Below are 19,655 nucleotides of genomic sequence, written 5' to 3' on the forward strand. Positions count from 1 at the left end.
GTCGCAAACGCACCGCCTTGTGGCGTGAACAGGCATTCTGATGCGCAGCCTCGGTCCTACCATCGCTCTCAAGGATCAGCCCATTGACGGCCATGCCGGCCTTCCGCTGCGCTGCAGGAGAGACGCGATGTTTACCAAGCAAGACCGCATCCAGGGTTACGACGACGCCTTGTTCGCTGCGATGAGCGAAGAGGAGCGTCGCCAGGAAGCTCACCTCGAATTGATCGCCTCGGAGAACTACACCAGCCAGCGGGTAATGGAGGCACAAGGCAGCGGGCTGACCAACAAATATGCCGAGGGCTATCCGGGCAAGCGTTACTACGGCGGTTGCGAGTTCGTCGATAAGGTCGAGCAGTTGGCCATCGAGCGGGCCAAGCAACTCTTTGGCGCTGACTACGCCAACGTCCAGCCGCACTCTGGCTCCCAGGCCAACGCGGCGGTCTTCCTGGCTTTGCTGCAAGCAGGTGACACAGTGCTGGGCATGAGTCTGGCTCATGGGGGACATCTGACTCATGGTGCCAAGGTCAGCTTTTCCGGCAAGCTCTACAACGCGGTGCAATACGGACTGAATCCCGCAACGGGCCTGATCGACTATGACGAGGTCGAGCGGTTGGCCGTAGAACATCAGCCGAAAATGATCATTGCCGGTTTTTCGGCCTATTCGAAAACGCTCGACTTCCCGCGCTTCCGTGAGATTGCCGACAAGGTCGGTGCCTATCTGTTCGTCGACATGGCTCACGTGGCGGGGCTGGTTGCGGCAGGCCTGTATCCCAATCCCCTTCCGTTTGCCGATGTGGTCACCACCACCACCCACAAGACCCTGCGTGGCCCCCGCGGTGGGCTGATCCTGGCGAAGGCCAACGAGGAGTTGGAGAAAAAGCTCAATTCCGCCGTCTTCCCGGGGGGCCAGGGCGGGCCCCTGATGCACGTGATTGCAGCCAAGGCGGTGTGCTTCAAGGAAGCCCTGGAACCCGGCTTCAAGTCTTATCAGCAGCAGGTCATCCACAACGCCCAAGCCATGGCTGCGGTGTTCATCAAGCGCGGCTACGACGTGGTCTCCGGTGGGACAGACAACCATCTGTTCCTGGTCAGCCTGATCAAACAGGGCATTACTGGCAAGGATGCCGACGCCGCCCTGGGGCGCGCCGGTATCACGGTCAACAAGAACGCTGTGCCCAATGATCCTCAGTCGCCCTTCGTGACCTCCGGCCTGCGAATCGGCACCCCGGCTGTGACCACGCGTGGCCTGGGTGTGGCCCAGTGCCAGGAGCTGGCCGGGTGGATCTGCGACATCCTTGATCATCTGGGCGATGCCGATATGGAGGCGCATGTGGCCGAACGTGTGGCCGGGCTCTGCGCAGATTATCCCGTCTACCGCTAATTAGCCCTTCATAAGGTGGGTTGGCAGGAGCGTAACCCACCCCTGTTCGATTGAGTCAGCTAGTCATAGGCCACCCTACGAAAATCCTCATTCATGCGTGGGGACAGGTTCAGGAGTCAAACAGATGCAGCGCTATTCCGGTTTCGGCCTTTTCAAGCATTCCCTAAGCCATCATGAAAACTGGCAGCGCATGTGGCGCACGCCAACCCCCAAGCCGGTGTATGACGTAATTGTCGTGGGCGGCGGTGGTCATGGTCTGGCAACGGCCTATTATCTGGCCAAGGAGCATGGCGTCAAAAACGTCGCGGTCATCGAAAAAGGCTGGCTGGGCGGTGGCAATACGGCGCGCAACACCACCATCGTACGGTCCAACTACCTGTGGGATGAATCGGCTCACTTGTATGAGCATGCGATGAAGCTATGGGAAGGGCTCTCGCAGGACCTGAACTATAACGTCATGTTTTCGCAGCGCGGCGTCTACAACCTGTGCCATACATTGCAGGACATGCGCGAAGCCGAGCGCCGCGTCAGTGCCAACCGCCTGAATGGCGTAGACGGCGAACTGCTCGACGCCAGGCAGGTGGCCGAAGAGGTGCCTTACCTCGACTGTAGCAAGAGCACCCGTTATCCGGTCATGGGCGCGACGGTACAACGCCGGGGCGGGGTAGCCCGCCACGATGCGGTAGCCTGGGGTTTCGCCCGTGCAGCCGATGCGCTGGGCGTGGACCTGATTCAAAACACTGAGGTCGTTGGCTTCCGTAAGGAAAATGGCGCAGTCGTTGGCGTCGAGACCAATAAGGGCTTCATTGGCGCCCGGCGCGTCGGTGTCGTGACGGCCGGTAATTCGGGTCATATGGCCAAGCTGGCCGGTTTTCGCTTGCCGGTGGAATCCCATCCCTTGCAGGCGCTGGTGTCCGAGCCGCTCAAGCCGGTGATCGACAGCGTGATCATGTCCAATGCAGTGCATGGCTATATCAGCCAGTCGGATAAAGGCGATCTGGTGATCGGTGCCGGTATCGACAGCTATGTCGGCTATGGTCAACGCGGCTCGTACCCGGTCATCGAGCACACTCTGCAAGCCATCGTCGAGATGTTCCCGATTCTCTCTCGCGTACGGATGAATCGCCAGTGGGGCGGCATCGTCGATACCACGCCCGACGCCTGTCCAATCATTTCCAAGACACCGGTAGAAAACCTGTTTTTCAATTGCGGCTGGGGCACTGGTGGGTTCAAAGCCACTCCCGGTTCCGGCAACGTCTTCGCTGCTTCGCTCGCCAAAGGGGAAATGCACCCATTGGCGGTTCCGTTCTCCATCGACCGTTTCCATACCGGCGCGCTCATCGACGAGCATGGCGCGGCGGCTGTCGCGCACTAAGGAGCCCTGATCATGTTGCACATCCATTGCCCTCATTGTGGGGAACTGCGCTCCGAAGAGGAATTTCATGCGGCAGGCCAGGCGCATATCCCGCGCCCGCTGGACCCAGACAACTGCACCGATGCGGAGTGGGGCGACTACATGTTCTTTCGCGATAACCCGCGGGGCATCCACCATGAACTATGGGTCCATGCCACCGGGTGCCGTCACTATTTCAACGTGACCCGCAATACGGAAACCTACGAAATTCTCGAAACGTACAAGATTGGCGAGCAACCGCAGGTAAACGGCAAGCCGGTCGTAGTGGCCAAGGCTATCGAAGGAGAAACCGTATGAGTCAGGTCAATCGCCTTACCCACGGTGGTCGGATCGATCGCCGTCAGCCGTTGACCTTTACCTTCAATGGTCAGCGCTACCAGGGCTTTGTCGGCGATACGCTGGCGTCGGCACTGCTGGCCAATGGTGTCGATGTCATCGGGCGCAGCTTCAAATATTCCCGCCCGCGCGGCATCGTGGCCGCTGGGGCTGAAGAGCCCAATGCCATCATGCAGATCGGCTCCACCGAGGCCACGCAGATTCCCAACGTGCGTGCTACCCAACAGCCCCTCTACGCAGAGCTTGTGGCCGCCAGCACCAACGGTTGGCCGAGCGTGAACAATGACCTGATGGGCATTCTTGGCAAGGTCGGCGGCAAGATGATGCCGCCCGGCTTCTACTACAAAACGTTCATGTACCCGCAAAACCTATGGCTGACGTATGAGAAGTACATCCGCAAGGCGGCGGGGCTGGGTCGTGTGCCGACCGAAGTCGACCCGGACAGCTACGACCATATGAACCAGCACTGCGATGTGCTGGTGGTAGGTGCCGGACCGGCTGGTCTGGCTGCCGCCCTGGCGGCTGCCCGCAGTGGGGCGCGTGTCATCCTGGCTGACGAGCAGGAAGAGTTTGGCGGCAGCCTGCTCGACACACGTGAGCTATTGGATGGCCAGCCCGCCGCCGAATGGGTTGCCAAGGCCATCGCGGAGCTGGAAGCCACTCCCGACGTGACCCTGCTGTCTCGGGCGACCGTCAACGGCTATCACGACCACAACTTTCTGACCATCCACCAGCGTCTCACCGATCATCTGGGCGAAAAGGCCCCAATGGGACAGGTGCGCCACCGAGTGCACCGTGTCCGCGCCAAGCGTGTCGTTCTAGCCAGTGGTGCCCATGAGCGCCCATTGGTATACGCCAATAACGACCTGCCCGGAAACCTGGTGGCGGGTGCCGTCTCCACATATGTGCGTCGCTATGGGGTGGCACCGGGACAAAAGCTGGTGCTGTCCACCAACAATGATTATGCCTACCGTGTCGCGCTGGACTGGCTGGAAGCAGGGCGTGAAGTCGTTGCCATCGCCGACGCACGCCAGAATCCGCGTGGGGCCTGGGTTGAAGAGGCGAGGGCGAAGGGGATTCGCGTCTTGACCGGCGCCGCGGTTACCGAAGCCCGTGGCTCAACGCGGGTGACCGGCGCGCGTGTCGTCGCCATCGACATCAAGGGGTTCCGTACTACCAGTCCCGGCGAGTGGCTGAGCTGCGACCTGATCGCCACGTCCGGTGGTTACAGCCCTGTGGTACACCTGGCGTCTCACCTGGGCGGGCGTCCCTTGTGGCGCGAGGATATCCAGGCGTTTGTACCGGGCCCGGCTCCGCAAAAGCGCGTCTGTGCTGGCGCTGTGAACGGCGTGTTCGCCCTGGGCGATGTGCTGGCCGATGGCTTTGAAGCGGGCGCCACGGCTGCCGGCGAGGCGGGTTTGAAGCCGGTAGCCGGCGAAGTGCCCCGGGCGGAGCACCGCTTCGAAGAACCATCGTTGGCGCTTTTCCAAGTGCCTCACGAAAAATCCACGGCCCGCGCACCCAAGCAGTTCGTCGATCTGCAAAACGATGTGACGGCAGCGGGTATCGAGCTGGCGTGCCGTGAGGGTTTCGAGTCCATCGAGCATGTCAAGCGCTACACCGCCCTGGGCTTTGGCACCGACCAGGGCAAGCTGGGCAATATCAACGGCCTTGCCATCGCCGCGCGTGTGCAAAACAAGGCGATTCCCGAAGTCGGCACCACCATGTTTCGCCCTAACTACACACCGGTCACGTTCGGTGCCGTTGCCGGTCGCCACTGCGGCCATCTCATGGAGCCGGTACGTTTCACTGCGCTTCATGGCTGGCACGTCAAGCAGGGTGCCTTGTTTGAAGATGTCGGTCAGTGGAAGCGCCCCTGGTACTTCCCCAAGGCCGGAGAGGATCTGCATGCCGCCGTGGCCCGTGAGTGCAAGGCCGTGCGCGAGAAAGTCGGCATCCTTGATGCCTCGACCCTCGGCAAGATCGATATTCAGGGCCCGGACGCCCGTGAGTTTCTCAATCGCGTCTATACCAATGCCTGGACCAAGCTGGAGGTCGGTAAGGCCCGTTACGGCCTGATGTGCAAGGAAGACGGCATGGTCATGGACGATGGCGTCACGGCCTGCCTGGCCGACAATCATTTCCTGATGACCACCACGACCGGTGGCGCCGCGCGTATCCTTGAGTGGCTGGAACTCTACCATCAGACCGAATGGCCGGACCTCAAGGTGTATTTCACCTCGGTGACCGACCACTGGGCGACCATGACCCTGTCTGGCCCGGAAAGCCGTAACCTGCTCGCCGAGCTGACCGACATCGATCTGGACAAGGATGCGTTCCCCTTCATGAGCTGGAAGGAAGGCACCGTGGGCGGCGTACCGGCTCGGGTGTTCCGCATCTCCTTTACCGGCGAGCTGTCTTACGAGATTAACGTCCAGGCCGATTATGCGATGGGCGTATGGGAGCAGCTGATAGAGGCTGGCAACAAGTACGGCCTAACGCCCTACGGTACCGAAACCATGCACGTGCTGCGGGCCGAGAAGGGATTCATTATCGTGGGTCAGGATACCGATGGCTCCGTCACCCCACAGGACTTGGGCATGGGCTGGGCCGTCAGCATGAACAAACCGTTCTCCTTTATCGGCAAACGCGGCATGAACCGGCAGGATTGCCTTAAAGCAGACCGCAAGCAGCTGGTGGGCCTCAAGCCAGTCAATCCCAAGGCGGTTCTACCGGAAGGTGCACAGCTGGTGTTCAACACTCAGCAGCCGATTCCAATGACCATGGTGGGGCACGTCACATCCAGTTATTACAGCGCCTCGATGGGCTTTGGCTTCGCCTTGGCCGTTGTAAGGGGTGGCTTGGGCAAGATGGGACAAAAGGTTTATGCCGCGCTCAGGGATGGCACCTTCGTCGAAGCCGAAATCGTTTCTTCCGTTTTCTACGATCCGAAAGGGGAGCGTCAGCATGTCTAACGTGAACGTTTATCAGCAGCGTCCCGCCGGACCTGCACGCGCCGAATCCCCCTTGTTTCATGCTGAGCTCGACAAGCTGGCGGGCCGGAGCGTTGGCAGCGCAGGCGTGACCTTGCGCGAGAAAAAGCTGCGGGGCCATTTGGTCCTGCGGGGAGAGGCCAGCGATACCGGCTTTACCGGTGCGGTCGAATCCGTACTGGGTTTGGAGTTGCCCGCCGCCCTGGGCTTGACTGTGAAAGGTGAAACCTCCCTGCAATGGCTGGGGCCGGATGAGTGGCTCCTGATCGTTCCGCTGGGCGAGGAGTACTCCACCGAACTGAGCCTGCGTGAGGCGATCGGCGATCGGCATATTTCCATCGTCAATGTCAGCGGCGGCCAGACCCTGTATGAGCTGACAGGACCAAATGTACGCAACGTTCTGATGAAGTCCACATCCTACGATGTCCACCCTAGTCAATTTCCGGTAGGCAAGGCGGTCGGGACGGTATTTGCCAAATCCCAGCTGGTTATCCGTCACACCGGTGAGGAGACGTGGGAGCTGGTGGTTCGCCGCAGTTTTGCCGACTACATCTGGCTCTGGTTACAGGACGCCAGCGCCGAATACGGATTGGCCATCGCCAACTGACCGCGTACGGACAGGATGGGTTGTGCGTATCGATCCCATCCTTCCGCGAACTAACCATTTGGCTGGATACCACAGGTTAAACGTATACATTTGATCAGTAAGGTGCGTGGGGCGCAGCGATACCTGTGTCCCTAGCCCCAGGTTATTCAACCCACAACATCCAACCTATTCGGTAGCTATCCATGAGCCGCACCCCTGATACCTGGATTCTCACTGCCCAGAGCCCAAGCCGACTGGGGACCGTGGACGTCGTGACCCGCTTTTTGTTCGAGCAGCAGTGCTACGTCACCGAGCATCACTCCTTTGATGACCGCTTGGCGGCGCGCTTTTTTATCCGCGTGGAGTTCAAGGCGCCGACTGCCTTCGACGAGACTGCTTTTCGTGCCGGTCTTGCCGATGCCTTGGGACCGTTCGACATGCAAATGGAGCTGACCGCGCCAGGCTACCGCCCAAAGGTGGTGATCATGGTCTCTAAAGCCGATCATTGCCTGAACGACTTACTCTATCGCCAGCGCATCGGCCAATTGCCGATGGATGTAGTCGCGGTGATTTCCAACCACCCGGACCTTGAGCCCCTGGCCCGCTGGCATGGCATTCCCTATCACCACTTTCCGCTGGACCCCCACGACAAACCTGCCCAGGAAGCCCGCGTCTGGCAGGTGCTGCAGGATACCCAGGCGGAATTGGTCGTGCTTGCACGCTACATGCAGGTGCTTTCGCCCGAGTTGTGCCGTCGTCTCGATGGCTGGGCAATTAACATCCATCACTCCCTATTGCCAGGCTTCAAGGGCGCCAAGCCTTACCATCAGGCCTATCAGAAGGGGGTAAAGCTGGTCGGTGCCACCGCCCATTACGTCAATAATGACCTCGACGAAGGGCCAATCATCGCGCAGGGCGTAGAGAGTGTGGATCATGCGTATTACCCAGAAGACCTTGTAGCCAAAGGCCGAGACATCGAATGCCTGACCCTGGCTCGAGCTGTGGGGTATCACCTGGAGCGCCGTGTTTTCCTGAATGCCAACCGGACGGTGGTGCTATAGCCGCGCCTCATGTCACTCATAAATTTTTCGGGAGGTTTAGGAAAGCTCTGGTCGCGCGATGAATTGAGGCGTACGGGATGGGTTGAGCAAGGCGATATCCATCAAGGATAGTCCAATTATAAAAGCAGAACCTGCCGCTTTCCGTGCGCTCACCGCACGCTTTCATTGACGTTCGGTTCACGTTTTCTACGCTCAGAATGCCCGTCGCAGAAGGGCTTAAGCGTAGCGCTACCCATAGTATTCATTGTTGTATCGCTTTTCATGAACCACCGCCCACTCATGGGCTTACTAAAACAACAAGAGGAAACGCGTATGTCAGGCAATCGAGGCGTCGTCTACCTGGGCGCTGGAAAAGTCGAAGTACAGAACATTCCCTTCCCCAAAATGGAAACGCCCCAGGGACGTCAAATCGACCACGGTGTGATCCTGCGAGTCGTCTCCACCAACATCTGTGGCTCCGACCAGCACATGGTGCGTGGCCGTACTACAGCCCCCGAGGGTCTCGTACTGGGCCATGAAATCACTGGAGAAGTCATCGAGGCGGGCAAGGGGGTGGAAAACCTCAAGGTAGGGGATCTGGTCTCCGTCCCCTTCAACGTAGCCTGTGGCCGCTGCCGTACCTGCAAAGAGCAACACACCGGCGTCTGCCTGTCGGTAAATCCCTCCCGCGCTGGCGGCGCCTATGGCTATGTTGACATGGGTGGTTGGGTCGGTGGCCAGGCGGAATATGTCATGGTGCCCTATGCCGATTTCAACCTGCTCAAGCTGCCTGACCGGGATCGGGCCATGGAAAAGATCCGCGATCTGACCTGCCTTTCGGACATTCTGCCCACCGGCTACCACGGAGCCGTCACGGCGGGCGTCGGACCGGGTAGTACCGTTTATATCGCCGGCGCAGGTCCTGTCGGCCTAGCCGCCGCTGCTTCAGCGCGCCTGTTGGGCGCTGCGGTCGTCATCGTGGGTGACGTCAATCCGGTACGTCTGGCTCATGCCAAAGCACAAGGGTTTGAAATTGCTGACTTGTCCCAAGACACGCCCCTACATGAACAAATTGCGGCACTTCTAGGCGAGCCGGAGGTGGATTGCGCCGTGGATGCGGTCGGTTTCGAAGCCCGCGGCCATGGTCACTCCGGATCACAGCACGAAGCACCTGCCACAGTCCTTAACTCACTGATGGGTGTTACACGTGTCGCCGGCAAGATCGGGATTCCAGGCCTCTACGTGACGGAAGATCCCGGCGCAGCTGACCAGGCGGCCAAACAGGGTAGCCTAAGCATTCGCTTCGGCCTCGGCTGGGCTAAATCTCACAGCTTCCATACCGGGCAAACGCCTGTCATGAAGTACAACCGACAGCTGATGCAAGCCATCATGTGGGATCGTATCAAGATTGCTGACATTGTAGGTGTCGACGTTATCACCCTGGATGATGCACCCAAGGGCTATAGCGAATTTGATGCGGGCGTACCCAAGAAGTTTGTGATTGATCCGCACGCTTTGTTCCGCGCGGCATAACGCGGTTGGCGAGGCATAAGGACATGCCTCCTTGATCGATACGCTTTACCCAGGGCCTGGTCATACAGGTATGCTAGGGAGACGCTATCAACCAAGGAAAACGCCATGCCTTTTTTGATCGAAACCTGGGACAAGCCCAACACTACCCAGCTGCGCCAGGACAACCGTCCTGCCCATCTGGATTTCCTCCGTGAAAATGCCAGCAAGCTGCTCGCCTGTGGAGCCAAGCTTGACGACGAAGGGGCAAACGCCAGCGGAAGTGTCTACATCGTGGATGTCGAAACCCGCGAAGAAGCCGAGGCCTTTTTGGCACAGGATCCCTTCAGCCAGGTTGGCCTGCCAGAAAAGGTCAATATCGTACGGTGGCGTAAAGCAGTCCTGGACGGTAAAGCATTCGTCTAACGCATAATGCTCATAGCGTATCTGTCACGGCATGCGGCTAAAATGCGGACCGTTGCAGATACGCCCGCCATCAAAACAGTCCCGTTTATCTATTTGTAATGAGTTTCACTCAAAAAAAATATATAAACCCGAACAATAAGGGTATTGATCTGTCCTTATCCTGCTTGAGTTCGCCGAAGTCTGATATCAATACGATATCGATATGTCGCTTAGTTTGACACTGGCAGATACAAAAGATAATTGAGCGACCTGGCGAGCTCTATTTCACAGGTTTTCAATGAAGAGACGCAATATTAATTGAAAACTACTGCATCCTTCTGAGCTTAAAAGCTGCACATTAGTCAGCATATGGCAGTTAGAAAGTGATTCAGTTCAAATACAAGCCAAGTATTGAGTGAATATAAAAATGGAGGGCTTTCTGTGGCCTATCCTCTCAGGTCAGTAGATTAATAGTGGTCGATATCCGAGCGATATCGTATGTATTGATTTAAGGAAGGGCGCCTAATGAGCACTACCAAACCCGAAAAAGATTTAAGGATCGAAACGATCAGGGGGTTGGCGCTATTTTTAATGGTAGCCGGTCACGTTATTGGCAGTTCGGGTGATCAGGGAATGAAAGTCGCAGATGACTCATTCCTCCGTTATCTCTACGACTCGCTTGTTTACATTCGCATGCCGCTCTTCACGGCCATCTCCGGGTATGTATATGCCCTGAGACCCGTTACTTCCGCAAGCTCCCTGCCGCGTTTCTACCAGGGCAAGTTTCGCCGGATTCTGATCCCGATGATCGTTGTCTCAACGCTCTTCTTCATCTCGCAAGCGTTGGTGCCCAACACCAATACGAAGCCGGAATGGAGCGATGTATTCGGTATCTATTTCTTCAGTTATGCCCATTTCTGGTTCCTGCAGTCCATCTTCTGCATCTTTGTCATGATTGCCTTGATAGAGAAGTTCAGCCTGCTGTCCTCTCTCAGGAATTACTTGATCATCATGTGTATCGCCCTGGTGGGCTCCTTGCACTACGAAGTATTCCCGGACTTCTTCTGCCTGTACAAGGCCATCCAATTGCTGCCCTTCTTCCTGTTGGGGCTGGGGCTTTATCGCTTCTCCGACCAGTTGAATACCGCTTCAAAACAGCTAGTGATTGGCGTCGTGCTGGCGGCATTGGTTGTCATTGATCAGGCCTATCTGTGGAATCAACTCTCCATCAGTGATCGTGGAATGGATTACATAGGGACGGCTCTAGGGATTACGGCCATTTACATGATCATTACCCGCCGGGTCTATTTCAAACCGTTGGCGTGGCTGGGGTATTTCTCTTTTGAAATCTACCTATTCCATGTATTTGGAACGGCGGGCAGCCGTATCGTACTGAACAAACTGGCAATCCATGATGTATGGATTACCTTTACCGTTAGTATGATTCTGGGGCTTATCCTGCCAGTAGCCCTTAAGAAGGCAGTCGGTCGCTTTAGTCTGCTTAATCTAGCGTTCTTTGGTATACAGTCAAAGAAGAAGCCTGCAATGAAGTTGCAGGAAAAAGTCTCGCTTAGTTAAGGCATGTAATAGCAAAAAGCCCAACACTAACGTTGGGCTTTTTTATGCCTGCCAAATAACTTCGTTATAAAGATCCCTTCGCAGAGTGCCGCGTCTTGACTTGACCCGGTATCGGCTGAGTGCTGCAGGTAGTTATTGTAAGTACATATGTAGCAGCTATGGCTAAAGGTTCAGCCAAGCCTGTCTTGAGCATTAATACCTGTAAGGGAGCCTCCAGTAGCAGTAAGGCGGTTCCGAGGAATTTATTAAGGCATAAAAAAGCCCTTCAAACGAAGGGCTTTTTGATCGTCCAGAAGGCTTCTTAGTTGAAGTTCTGTTTGGCGTTTGCGGTGGAGCTAAGCACGTTTGAAGAGCCCAGCAGCTGGCTGACGAAGCGGTTCCAGCGGGTGATTCCGGCAGGACCTACGAATACAACGTCTTGCGGCTGTAGTGCAAAGTGCTGTGCCAGAACAAAAGCGGTCGGCGAGGAAGCACTCAGGTGGAACACTTGAGCCTTCGCAGTTGGGGAAGAATTAAAATTCTCCGGACCACGGATTACATACACTTCATCCGCATCGGCAGTTTCCTGGTTCAGGCCGCCTGCCTGGCCGAGTGCGTCCATTAGCGTCAGGCTAGTGGTCTTGAAGTTGGCTGCCAGCGGGCTTACCACTTCACCCATCACGTAAACCTTGCGGTTATCGTTGTAGGGTAGGTGGATGCTATCGCCATCCTTGAGGTATACGCCGTACAGCTTGGAGTCCTTACGGTTCAGGGTGTCGGCATCCAGGCGGTACTCCTTGCCGTCACGTACCAGGGTCAGGCCGCTCAGGTCAGCTGTCTGGGTGTCAACGCCTGCCTGGCCCAGTGCTTCAACCAAGGTCATCGGCACAGTTGTCAGCGGAATGGAGTCGCCCTTGGTAAAGGCACCTGACAAGGTGACTTTCTGACTGCCAAAGCGCAGGACGCTCACGTCGACCTGAGGATTGTCGATAAAGGCCGCCAGACGAGTCGAGATGACCTTACGGATCTCCTCAAGCGTCTTGCCTTCTGCTGTCAGGGTACCAACGTACGGATAGAAAATAGTACCGTCAGGACGTACCAGTCGACCGTTCGCCTCGATCTGCTGTTGGGCACCAGAAGGAGCGGTTAGCTCGGGGTGATCCCATACAGTGATATACAGCAGGTCCGCCTTGCCTACACGATAAGCCGCTGGATGATACTTGAGCAGTTCCTGCCAGTTCCCAGTATCTGCAGTCGGGTTAACAGAGTCATGACTTTTCAAATAAGCCGATGTGATAGGAATCAGCTCAACCTTTGTCCCCTCAATGGAGCCGTTGGTCTTCAAATCGTCCCGGTGCAGGTATTGGCCTGGAGACCATACGCAGCCCTGCAGAAGCAGGGTAGAAAGTAGTGCAAGGGTAAAGGTACGTTTCATCTATTTTCTTCCTTGATCGCTGTAAAAAAGTTTTTAAAAACTTCGTATCGATCGATTTATAAGCGTCAGAACGTGTTTGGGCATAAGAAACTTTATGAATCATGTAGGCCTGTGGCGCGCCTGGCGCTGGATAATTCGTAACAGCTCCGTATCCAACCAAACCATACATATCAGCGCAGGCTGTGACAGAAGCTTAAAAAATTAGTTCACTTTTGCGGAAACACTCTTTTTAAAAGTAAATCGATCCAATTTTTGGATTTATCCTGACGTTATATGTCAATAAGCCACTAGCTGATTTTTCGTGACATAACTTCCAGAGCAATGAAGTCAACAGCCACTCTGATCGACCAGGCAATGGCAGCTCCCTGGAGAGAAAACAGGTGTATGCACACGACCAGCAAGCCTATATAAGGCAAAAGCTCAGCCAGGTGGATAAAAGCGGTGATCTTCGAATGGCCCTTCGCCTGGATTTTCGCAAAGGGAATCTGTGCCAGCGCGTTAAAGATGAAGCCAATCAGGAGAATACGCAGCACCTGTGCGCCTTCCTGACCATATTCCGGTCCCATCCATAAAGTCATGACCATGGGGGCGAGTATGAATAGAGGTAGCACCATGACTACACAGGCGGCGAGCAGGGCCCAGAACGCTCGATTGGCCTGAGCAGTCGCATCCGCCGAACGCTTGCTCAGAAGCGGGAAGATAACCCGAGCGACAGCATTGGGAATGATCAGCATGCGTGAGATGGCTTCAGAGGGGGCGGTGTAAAAGGAAACGCGCTGGGCTCCGACCATGTTGGACAGGATAAAACGATCAAAATACACCATGACAGGGCTGATGATATTGCTCACAGTCATCCAGCTGCCAAACGCGAAGAGTTCCTTGAAAACGCTCTTTTCAAATCGGTAAAAGCCCGGCGGGAATTCTCGCCAACATGGAATGAACGCCACGGCCATCGAAATAAGGCGGGCGATGACAAGCCCTATTGCCGTCGCGGTAAAAGACTCATCGACCAGCACGGCTACCAGGGGGCAAACAGCCAGAATGGAGTTGGTGACGGTGCGTAACAGGTTGAATTCTGCAAACCGTTCGTTTCCTTCCAGATAGGAAAACCAGATCATGGTGAGTAGAAAAGGCGGTATCGAAAGGCTTAGCCACTTGAAGCCAGCCACCGCAACGTCAACGTTTTCTGCCGAAACGTGTAGCAGGGAAACGAGTTCTCCTGCGCCCAGCCATAACAAGAGCACCGCGAGTGCGCTCAGACCGACCACCGCATAAGTAGCGGTCGCGATAACGGATTTATTCTTTTCGACATTGCCATGGTGCATGGCCACGGCTCGTATGACGGCGCGTGTCAGTCCCGCGTCAAAAATGGTGGCATAACCGACAATGGCAAACGCCAGTGTAAACAGGCCGAATTGCTCGATACCTAACTTTCGAGAAAGAACACCCATGGTAGGGAGTGCGATAAGGCTTGGAATGACTACACCCAGAATATTCCAGGTGCTGTTTTTCAGCATTGTCATGGAGGGCTCTTTTTGCAGAAGGCATGTCTGCCCTGGCCGGGCAGACATGCAGGGGAGGGGGCTATCTAAAGCTGGGTTGCATCAGTGGATGTTCTTCAACATACGAATCCAGCGCTGGGCTTTCCACGTTTCGGTGGTAGGCCTTGAGTGCCTGAATCACAAGCAGGAACGCAATCGTTGCCTGCATATATTCGAAGATACCCTGAAGCGGCCAGATCACCATATACGCCAGCAGGGCGGTAACGGTGAAGCTGGTATCCTTGTGTAAGCGCTTGGCGAAGTAGTAATAGCAGAACAGGGTCAGTGGGACGATCAGGAAGGCCAGGAAGCCGAATCTGAACAGCGTACCGAATATCCCAACGTCGGAAAGGAAGAAGTACTCGCCAAAGTGGGGGATAAAGCCATTGTTCCACATTAGGGACAAGGAGCCACTGGGTAACCAGTTATTCGCATGCAAATGGCCGAAGATATAACCGATGGTTTGTTCACGGACATTATCGGTTGGACCGTTTTCCAGCGATTCGGCATAGAAGTCAAGATTGAGTCCCAGCTCTTTCAGCAGATCCGGGAACAGGTAGAGAGGAGAAACCAAAATACCCGATACCACGATCCAAATAACCGACTTGCTCTTCAGGCAAAGCAGCGTGAAGCAAAGGGACAGGAAGATCAGCTGGCGCGTTTGTGTTGCAAAGACCAGAGTCAGCAAAATGAAACAGGCGAACACAATATAAGGCGTCTTGGACCTGGGCGAGCCATCAATGGGCGATATCCCTTTATTCCATACCTGAATGCAATAGAAATAAGCCAGGCACTGCGCCAGTGCACCGATTGAGGAGCGGTCTGGCCGGTCGAAGGACGCCACCTTGTCCCGCAGGTCCGGCAATACGGAGAACTTGAACATCCAGGCCAGAATGCACGCCATGAAACCTACAAACAGGAATGCCTTTTCAAACTGGGCAGCACTCATGTTCCGGGCGAGATAAAGCATGACGGAAAAAGTGAAGCAATACAGTATGCGACGCTCTTCGATAATCCCGTATATCAATGGTTGCCCATAGTAGAGATTCGAGAAAATCGCTGGCAGCAGAATGAAGATAACCGACGAGTAGGCGCAATAAGTTAAAAGGATTTTCAAATCCTTTTGCTCTTTTCCCACGGACGCCAGTACATAGAAGGCTGTAAACGCCAGACAAATAACCAGATACAACTCGCTGACATACAAGATGCCAATCGGGTTATGGGGGGTTTCTTCGAAAATACCAAAATGTAATACGAAGACGAAAATTAATAATATGAAGTAGGCACCGCTTTTGCTTACTGCTCTCATATCGCTTCCCATCCAGCGTAACGTTGCATTCCATCCAGCATGGCTGTCTTCCCTGTCCTCAGACTGGCCAAAAAATGCAGTCGCAATCGATTAATTTACTTCTTCACTGCTTCGTCTTCCTGATCTTTCTTTGAGATAGATAGGAAGAATATGGGTGGCGTCATGAACATAGCGACGCACCAGACGCTGGGGCTCCGATAGCATTCTATGCAGCCACTCGATACGGGCTTTCTGCATCCAGACCGGCGCTCGCTTCAGGCTGCCGGTAGCAAACAGAATCGAGGCCCCGATGCAAAGGCCAACGCCTGTACGCTTGGTAGCATCGACCATGCTGGCCAACATTTCCTGCCGTGGCGCACCAACCGCGTAGAAAATGAGGTCCGAAGGGTTGGCATAGATGAAGTCGAGGCACTTCTGCACTTCGTCAGGCTTGTTGATAAAGCCCATCGGAGGGTTGTAATGATTCAACCGGATACGTGGATACAAAGCCTTGAGCTTTACCACGTCCTTTTCTTCGGAGCCAATCAGCGTAATGGACAAGTCTTCCTGGTCGGCTTTCTTCAGAAGCGAGACCGTAAGGTCGCTGCCCGTGATTACTTCCTTGACCTCAACGCCCAGGGATTTGAGCAAGGGCGACAGGATACGGCTATCGCAGACACGCTTGTCAGCGGTGCGATACGCCTTTTGCAGATTCTCGTTTTCCTGGAACTGGACAACGTGATCAATGTTTGGCGTAACGATATAGGTGTAAGGTTTTTTCAGGCTGGCTGAAATATGCTTCAGTAGCTCATCCTTGGTGCCCAGGAAAAAGTCGATACCGAATGCCTGGCTTACTACTCCATTAGACATGCATTGTTGCCCCTTTGAACGCGCCCTTGATACCAGACCAGGCCAGCTTTGGACTTTTGTATTCCTTCAATACGGTTATGCCGGACAGGAAAACCGCAGACATGAGTGCATACGGTGAGCCATAGAACTTCTTATTGAAGCGAGTGGCTGCACGGTTACGGAAGTAGTAGTAAAACTCGGACTTTCCGCCTGAGCTCATTGAGCCATAGTGATAGAGCTGGCTATCCGGTGCGACATACAGTGCAATACCGTGCTTTTTCGCCTGGTGCTGCCAATCCACTTCTTCGGAGTACATGAAGTAGGATTCGTCCATGTAGCCAACCTTATCCAGTATCTCGGCGTTGAAGGCCAGGCTGCAGCCCATGATGTAGTCCGGCTCACGGTTGAGCTGGCCGATCTCATCAATGGAAAGCCCTTTGCCGAGAAGCTTGGACTTGCCTAGCAGAGGGTACATAATCCCGCCGCCATAACATTCGATTTTTCCTGTCTGAGAGCTCAGGATGACCGAACCGGCAATGGTGTTCTTGTCAGCCGTGATCTTATCCAGTAACGGCTTGAAGGCATCGTCTTTAACATAGGCGTCGTTGTTGAGAATCCAGAAGTTCTCAACCTTGAACTGTTCGCGTGCCCATTTCATTCCAAAGTTGTTACCACCGGCATAGCCGCTGTTAACAGGGCTGGCGATAACGGAAACCCGGTCTACGTTATGGGTTTCTTTCCATTGTTTCATCGTTTCGTAAGAGCCGTCCTTGGAGTCGTTATCTATAAGGACGACGTGGTCGATTGTCTTACAAAAGCCAAGAATGCTTTCAGCGCAGGAAATGCTTTCTTGCGGAGCCTTGTAGTTCAGCACCATTGCAACGTTCATTTCGATATCCCTTTAGCCTAGAAAATCAATTTACTGATCTGAAACGGTCAAAAGCCTTGAAATAAGGTAGGAGCTCAAAAGAGCTCCTACCTGTGGACTTTTATGCTTCATCGTTCAATTGAAGCTTTCTCATGCTATGCATGGTGCTTTTTAGTCCCATTCCATGTTTGCAAGCGCTGCTGCCTATAACAGGCTTCAGCTCTTGCTTGGTCTCTCATAGGCGTACTGATAGTTACCGTAAGAGGAATAGTTGGAAGCCTTGCGCTCTACAGCGTTCAGGATCACACCCTTGAGCGGTACACCATTGAGATCAAAGCGACGCTTGGTAGCCTCCAGCTCCTTGGCACTGTTCATGCCGAAGCGGGCGACGATCAGGCTGGTACCTACATGGGCGCCAATGATGGCGGCTTCGGTTACGGCCAGGATCGGCGGAGTATCGATGATCACGATGTCATACAGGTCGCCGAGCTGCTTCAGAACAGTGGTAAAGCGGTGGCTCATCAGCAGTTCGGAAGGGTTCGGCGGGAACTGGCCACAAGACATGAAATCAAGCATGTCGACTTCGGTCTTCTTGATGGCATCGTTGATTGCAATGCGATTGCTCAACAGGTCGGATAGACCGTCTTTCTGCTTCACATTGAAGATCTTGTGCATGTAGCCCTTGCGCATGTCCCCGTCGATCAGCAGAACGCGCTGACCCGACTCGGCAATAACGGCTGCCAGGTTGGATGAAACGAAGGACTTACCGACATCCGGGCTTGGGCCGGAGATCATCAGAATGTTGTTCTTAGCCTCGATCATCGCAAAGTGCAGGCTGGTCCGCAGGCTACGCAGCGCCTCGGTACTCAGGTCCGTAGGATGAGCGATGGACAGCAGCGCCGATTCGCCAATCTTGCGGGAGCCGCGGCCAAAGAGCTTTTCGGATTCGGACTGGTTGCGGCTGTACGGAATCGAAGCATAAACCGGCAGACCCAACTGCTCGATGGCTTCAGGTGTTTCAATACCGCGCTTGAGGGTATGGCGGGTATAGATAACGGCCAGGCCCAGCAGGCAGCCCAGAACCAGTGCAGCAACTACGATCAGCGGCTTGTTGGGGCTTGCAGGATCATCAATGTTCGCGTTTGCATTATCGATGATACGCACGCTGCCGACAGTACCAGCACGGATAACATCAAGCTCCTGCACCTTGTTCATCATCAGGGTGTAGGTCTGGCTGGTCACGTCAACGTCACGCTTGAGACGGAGCAGCTCTTGCTGAGTAGAAGGTAGATTGCCTACGCGCTTCTCAAGCTTGTCCTTTTCAACTTCAAGCTGGCGCAGCTGGCCGAGTACGGCCTGGAATGCCGGGTGCTGAGTGGTGAACTTGCGGCTCATCTCAACACGCTTAAGGTTCAGCTCGGAAATCTGGCCATCCAGCGAAACGATCTGATCCAGAACACCCTTGGTCTCGCTGTCGATATCAACAGAGCGGCGGTTGGTCTGATATTCGTTCAGCGCACGCTGCGCGTCTTCCAGTTCTTTCTTGACAGAAGGAATCTGGCTACGCAGGAACTCAAGGCTCTGAGTCGATTCTGCTGCGTTGCGGTCAATGTTCTGAGCAACGTACAGATCGATCACTTCTTGAACAATGCGCTGAGCACGCAGAGGATCGGAGTCCTGCAGGGCAACGGACAGAATGCCTGACTGCTTGCCACGCTCGCCTGCGCTGATGCGGCCCTGGTATTCCTGAATTGTTCTGGACAGTCGCTTCTTCATGACTGTGAATTCAGTACCGGGACGTGCTTGCAGCTTGCTGACCTGGATGAAATAGCCATCCTGCTCGACAGGCTGGTTGACAGTGCCGTGCAGCAGAATCTGATTGTCGGCATCGAAAACCGTGAAGCTCTGGTTTTCTTCGACTTTCAGTGTCATAGGCTTGTCCTGGGCGCTGTCGGGGACGCGCAGCTCAGCGACTTCTACATCCTCACCGCCCCAGGCAAAGCTGTTCAGGCCCAGAACAGGGGAGGCAACTTCGTCTTCGCTTTCAGCTTTGAAATGACGAGCGACATAGCCACCAAAAATAGGGAAGTACTTGGGCGTTACGACAACATCCAGGTGCAGATTCTTGACCGCGTTGCCAATCACCAGACGGGATTTGAGCAACTCGATCTCAGTCACTGCCTCCGGAAGTGGCGGTGGCATGCCGGATGTTTGATCAGTCAGGCGTGTTACACCTTTCTTTTCTTCGATCTGCAGCATTGCATTGGATGCATACATGGGCGTAGCCAGCATGGCATAAGCAATACCGAGGAAAGTGAAGATACCGATAATAGAAAGAAGCTGCCATTTGTAATCAACGAGGATTCCAAACAGTGCTGAGAAATTAATATCGGTATCGTTCTTAACTTCAGTGGCCGTAAAACGAGGCATCGTGGTCATGAAATTCCTTCTTC

General features: G+C 54.9%; 15 protein-coding genes. 9 read left to right on the forward strand and 6 right to left on the reverse strand.

The genetic code is table 11. The annotated features are described in order from the left end of the window. The first annotated feature begins 127 nt into the window (after positions 1–127). The 9 genes from glyA (at position 128) to JQR86_RS00915 (ending at position 11,242) form a co-directional block, all read left to right on the forward strand. Positions 128–1,381, forward strand: a complete 1,254-nt coding sequence (gene glyA, locus JQR86_RS00875) for a serine hydroxymethyltransferase (protein WP_434154157.1) — start codon at positions 128–130, stop codon at positions 1,379–1,381. A 124-nt stretch (positions 1,382–1,505) separates the two neighbouring features. Further along, on the forward strand, positions 1,506–2,756 hold the full coding sequence (locus JQR86_RS00880) for a sarcosine oxidase subunit beta family protein (protein WP_404627818.1): 1,251 nt from the start codon (positions 1,506–1,508) through the stop codon (positions 2,754–2,756). 12 nt (positions 2,757–2,768) lie between these two features. After that, complete coding sequence (locus JQR86_RS00885) at positions 2,769–3,092, forward strand: sarcosine oxidase subunit delta (protein ID WP_010796175.1); 324 nt, start codon at positions 2,769–2,771, stop codon at positions 3,090–3,092. After that, entirely contained in the window at positions 3,089–6,106 is a 3,018-nt protein-coding gene (locus tag JQR86_RS00890) for a sarcosine oxidase subunit alpha (protein ID WP_434154158.1), read from the forward strand. The genes JQR86_RS00885 and JQR86_RS00890 overlap by 4 nt, the downstream gene beginning before the upstream one ends. Further along, a complete protein-coding gene (locus tag JQR86_RS00895) occupies positions 6,099–6,731 on the forward strand; it encodes a sarcosine oxidase subunit gamma (RefSeq protein WP_434154159.1) in 633 nt (210 codons plus the stop codon). Before JQR86_RS00890 ends, JQR86_RS00895 begins: the two co-directional genes overlap by 8 nt. 182 nt (positions 6,732–6,913) lie before the next feature. Further along, on the forward strand, positions 6,914–7,771 hold the full coding sequence (gene purU / locus JQR86_RS00900; protein WP_010796172.1) for a formyltetrahydrofolate deformylase: 858 nt from the start codon (positions 6,914–6,916) through the stop codon (positions 7,769–7,771). Positions 7,772–8,083: 312 nt separating this feature from the next. Further along, positions 8,084–9,283 (forward strand): formaldehyde dehydrogenase, glutathione-independent, encoded by a 1,200-nt coding sequence (gene fdhA / locus JQR86_RS00905; RefSeq protein ID WP_010796171.1) that lies wholly within the window; start codon positions 8,084–8,086, stop codon positions 9,281–9,283. A 105-nt stretch (positions 9,284–9,388) separates the two neighbouring features. After that, positions 9,389–9,685: a YciI family protein gene (locus JQR86_RS00910; protein WP_019367267.1), complete on the forward strand. Its 297-nt coding sequence runs from the start codon at positions 9,389–9,391 to the stop codon at positions 9,683–9,685. Positions 9,686–10,189: 504 nt separating this feature from the next. Beyond that, complete coding sequence (locus JQR86_RS00915; RefSeq protein ID WP_434154160.1) at positions 10,190–11,242, forward strand: acyltransferase family protein; 1,053 nt, start codon at positions 10,190–10,192, stop codon at positions 11,240–11,242. Positions 11,243–11,543: 301 nt separating this feature from the next. Here JQR86_RS00915 and JQR86_RS00920 read toward each other — a convergent pair whose 3' ends face one another. The 6 genes from JQR86_RS00920 to JQR86_RS00945 form a co-directional block, all read right to left on the reverse strand. Then, the gene (locus JQR86_RS00920) at positions 11,544–12,656 is read right to left on the reverse strand and encodes a polysaccharide biosynthesis/export family protein (RefSeq protein WP_286789024.1); all 1,113 of its coding nucleotides are present in this window, start codon (positions 12,654–12,656) and stop codon (positions 11,544–11,546) included. Positions 12,657–12,943: 287 nt separating this feature from the next. Beyond that, positions 12,944–14,179 carry a flippase gene (locus tag JQR86_RS00925; protein WP_125889544.1) on the reverse strand — a complete coding sequence of 412 codons (1,236 nt, stop codon included), beginning with the start codon at positions 14,177–14,179 and terminating at the stop codon, positions 12,944–12,946. A gap of 61 nt (positions 14,180–14,240) precedes the next feature. Further along, positions 14,241–15,506: a hypothetical protein gene (locus JQR86_RS00930; protein ID WP_434154161.1), complete on the reverse strand. Its 1,266-nt coding sequence runs from the start codon at positions 15,504–15,506 to the stop codon at positions 14,241–14,243. A 90-nt stretch (positions 15,507–15,596) separates the two neighbouring features. Further along, positions 15,597–16,355 (reverse strand): WecB/TagA/CpsF family glycosyltransferase, encoded by a 759-nt coding sequence (locus tag JQR86_RS00935; protein WP_019367272.1) that lies wholly within the window; start codon positions 16,353–16,355, stop codon positions 15,597–15,599. Continuing rightward, entirely contained in the window at positions 16,348–17,223 is an 876-nt protein-coding gene (locus JQR86_RS00940; protein ID WP_289928332.1) for a glycosyltransferase family 2 protein, read from the reverse strand. The genes JQR86_RS00935 and JQR86_RS00940 overlap by 8 nt, the downstream gene beginning before the upstream one ends. Before the next feature lie 195 nt (positions 17,224–17,418). Further along, positions 17,419–19,641, reverse strand: a complete 2,223-nt coding sequence (locus JQR86_RS00945) for a polysaccharide biosynthesis tyrosine autokinase (protein WP_010796163.1) — start codon at positions 19,639–19,641, stop codon at positions 17,419–17,421. Positions 19,642–19,655 lie beyond the last annotated feature (14 nt).

The organism is Pseudomonas sp. JZ134 (genome assembly GCF_051027695.1).
Classification (GTDB): domain Bacteria; phylum Pseudomonadota; class Gammaproteobacteria; order Pseudomonadales; family Pseudomonadaceae; genus Chryseomonas; species Chryseomonas luteola.

Excerpts from the sequence above, each read along its gene's own strand:
- glyA (WP_434154157.1), top strand. The coding sequence starts at position 128 with ATGTTTACCAAGCAAGACCGCATCCAGGGTTACGACGACGCCTTGTTC.
- JQR86_RS00880 (WP_404627818.1), top strand. The coding sequence starts at position 1,506 with ATGCAGCGCTATTCCGGTTTCGGCCTTTTCAAGCATTCCCTAAGCCAT.
- JQR86_RS00885 (WP_010796175.1), top strand. The coding sequence starts at position 2,769 with ATGTTGCACATCCATTGCCCTCATTGTGGGGAACTGCGCTCCGAAGAG.
- JQR86_RS00890 (WP_434154158.1), top strand. The coding sequence starts at position 3,089 with ATGAGTCAGGTCAATCGCCTTACCCACGGTGGTCGGATCGATCGCCGT.
- JQR86_RS00895 (WP_434154159.1), top strand. The coding sequence starts at position 6,099 with ATGTCTAACGTGAACGTTTATCAGCAGCGTCCCGCCGGACCTGCACGC.
- purU (WP_010796172.1), top strand. The coding sequence starts at position 6,914 with ATGAGCCGCACCCCTGATACCTGGATTCTCACTGCCCAGAGCCCAAGC.
- fdhA (WP_010796171.1), top strand. The coding sequence starts at position 8,084 with ATGTCAGGCAATCGAGGCGTCGTCTACCTGGGCGCTGGAAAAGTCGAA.
- JQR86_RS00910 (WP_019367267.1), top strand. The coding sequence starts at position 9,389 with ATGCCTTTTTTGATCGAAACCTGGGACAAGCCCAACACTACCCAGCTG.
- JQR86_RS00915 (WP_434154160.1), top strand. The coding sequence starts at position 10,190 with ATGAGCACTACCAAACCCGAAAAAGATTTAAGGATCGAAACGATCAGG.
- JQR86_RS00920 (WP_286789024.1), bottom strand. The coding sequence starts at position 12,656 with ATGAAACGTACCTTTACCCTTGCACTACTTTCTACCCTGCTTCTGCAG.
- JQR86_RS00925 (WP_125889544.1), bottom strand. The coding sequence starts at position 14,179 with ATGACAATGCTGAAAAACAGCACCTGGAATATTCTGGGTGTAGTCATT.
- JQR86_RS00930 (WP_434154161.1), bottom strand. The coding sequence starts at position 15,506 with ATGAGAGCAGTAAGCAAAAGCGGTGCCTACTTCATATTATTAATTTTC.
- JQR86_RS00935 (WP_019367272.1), bottom strand. The coding sequence starts at position 16,355 with ATGTCTAATGGAGTAGTAAGCCAGGCATTCGGTATCGACTTTTTCCTG.
- JQR86_RS00940 (WP_289928332.1), bottom strand. The coding sequence starts at position 17,223 with ATGAACGTTGCAATGGTGCTGAACTACAAGGCTCCGCAAGAAAGCATT.
- JQR86_RS00945 (WP_010796163.1), bottom strand. The coding sequence starts at position 19,641 with ATGACCACGATGCCTCGTTTTACGGCCACTGAAGTTAAGAACGATACC.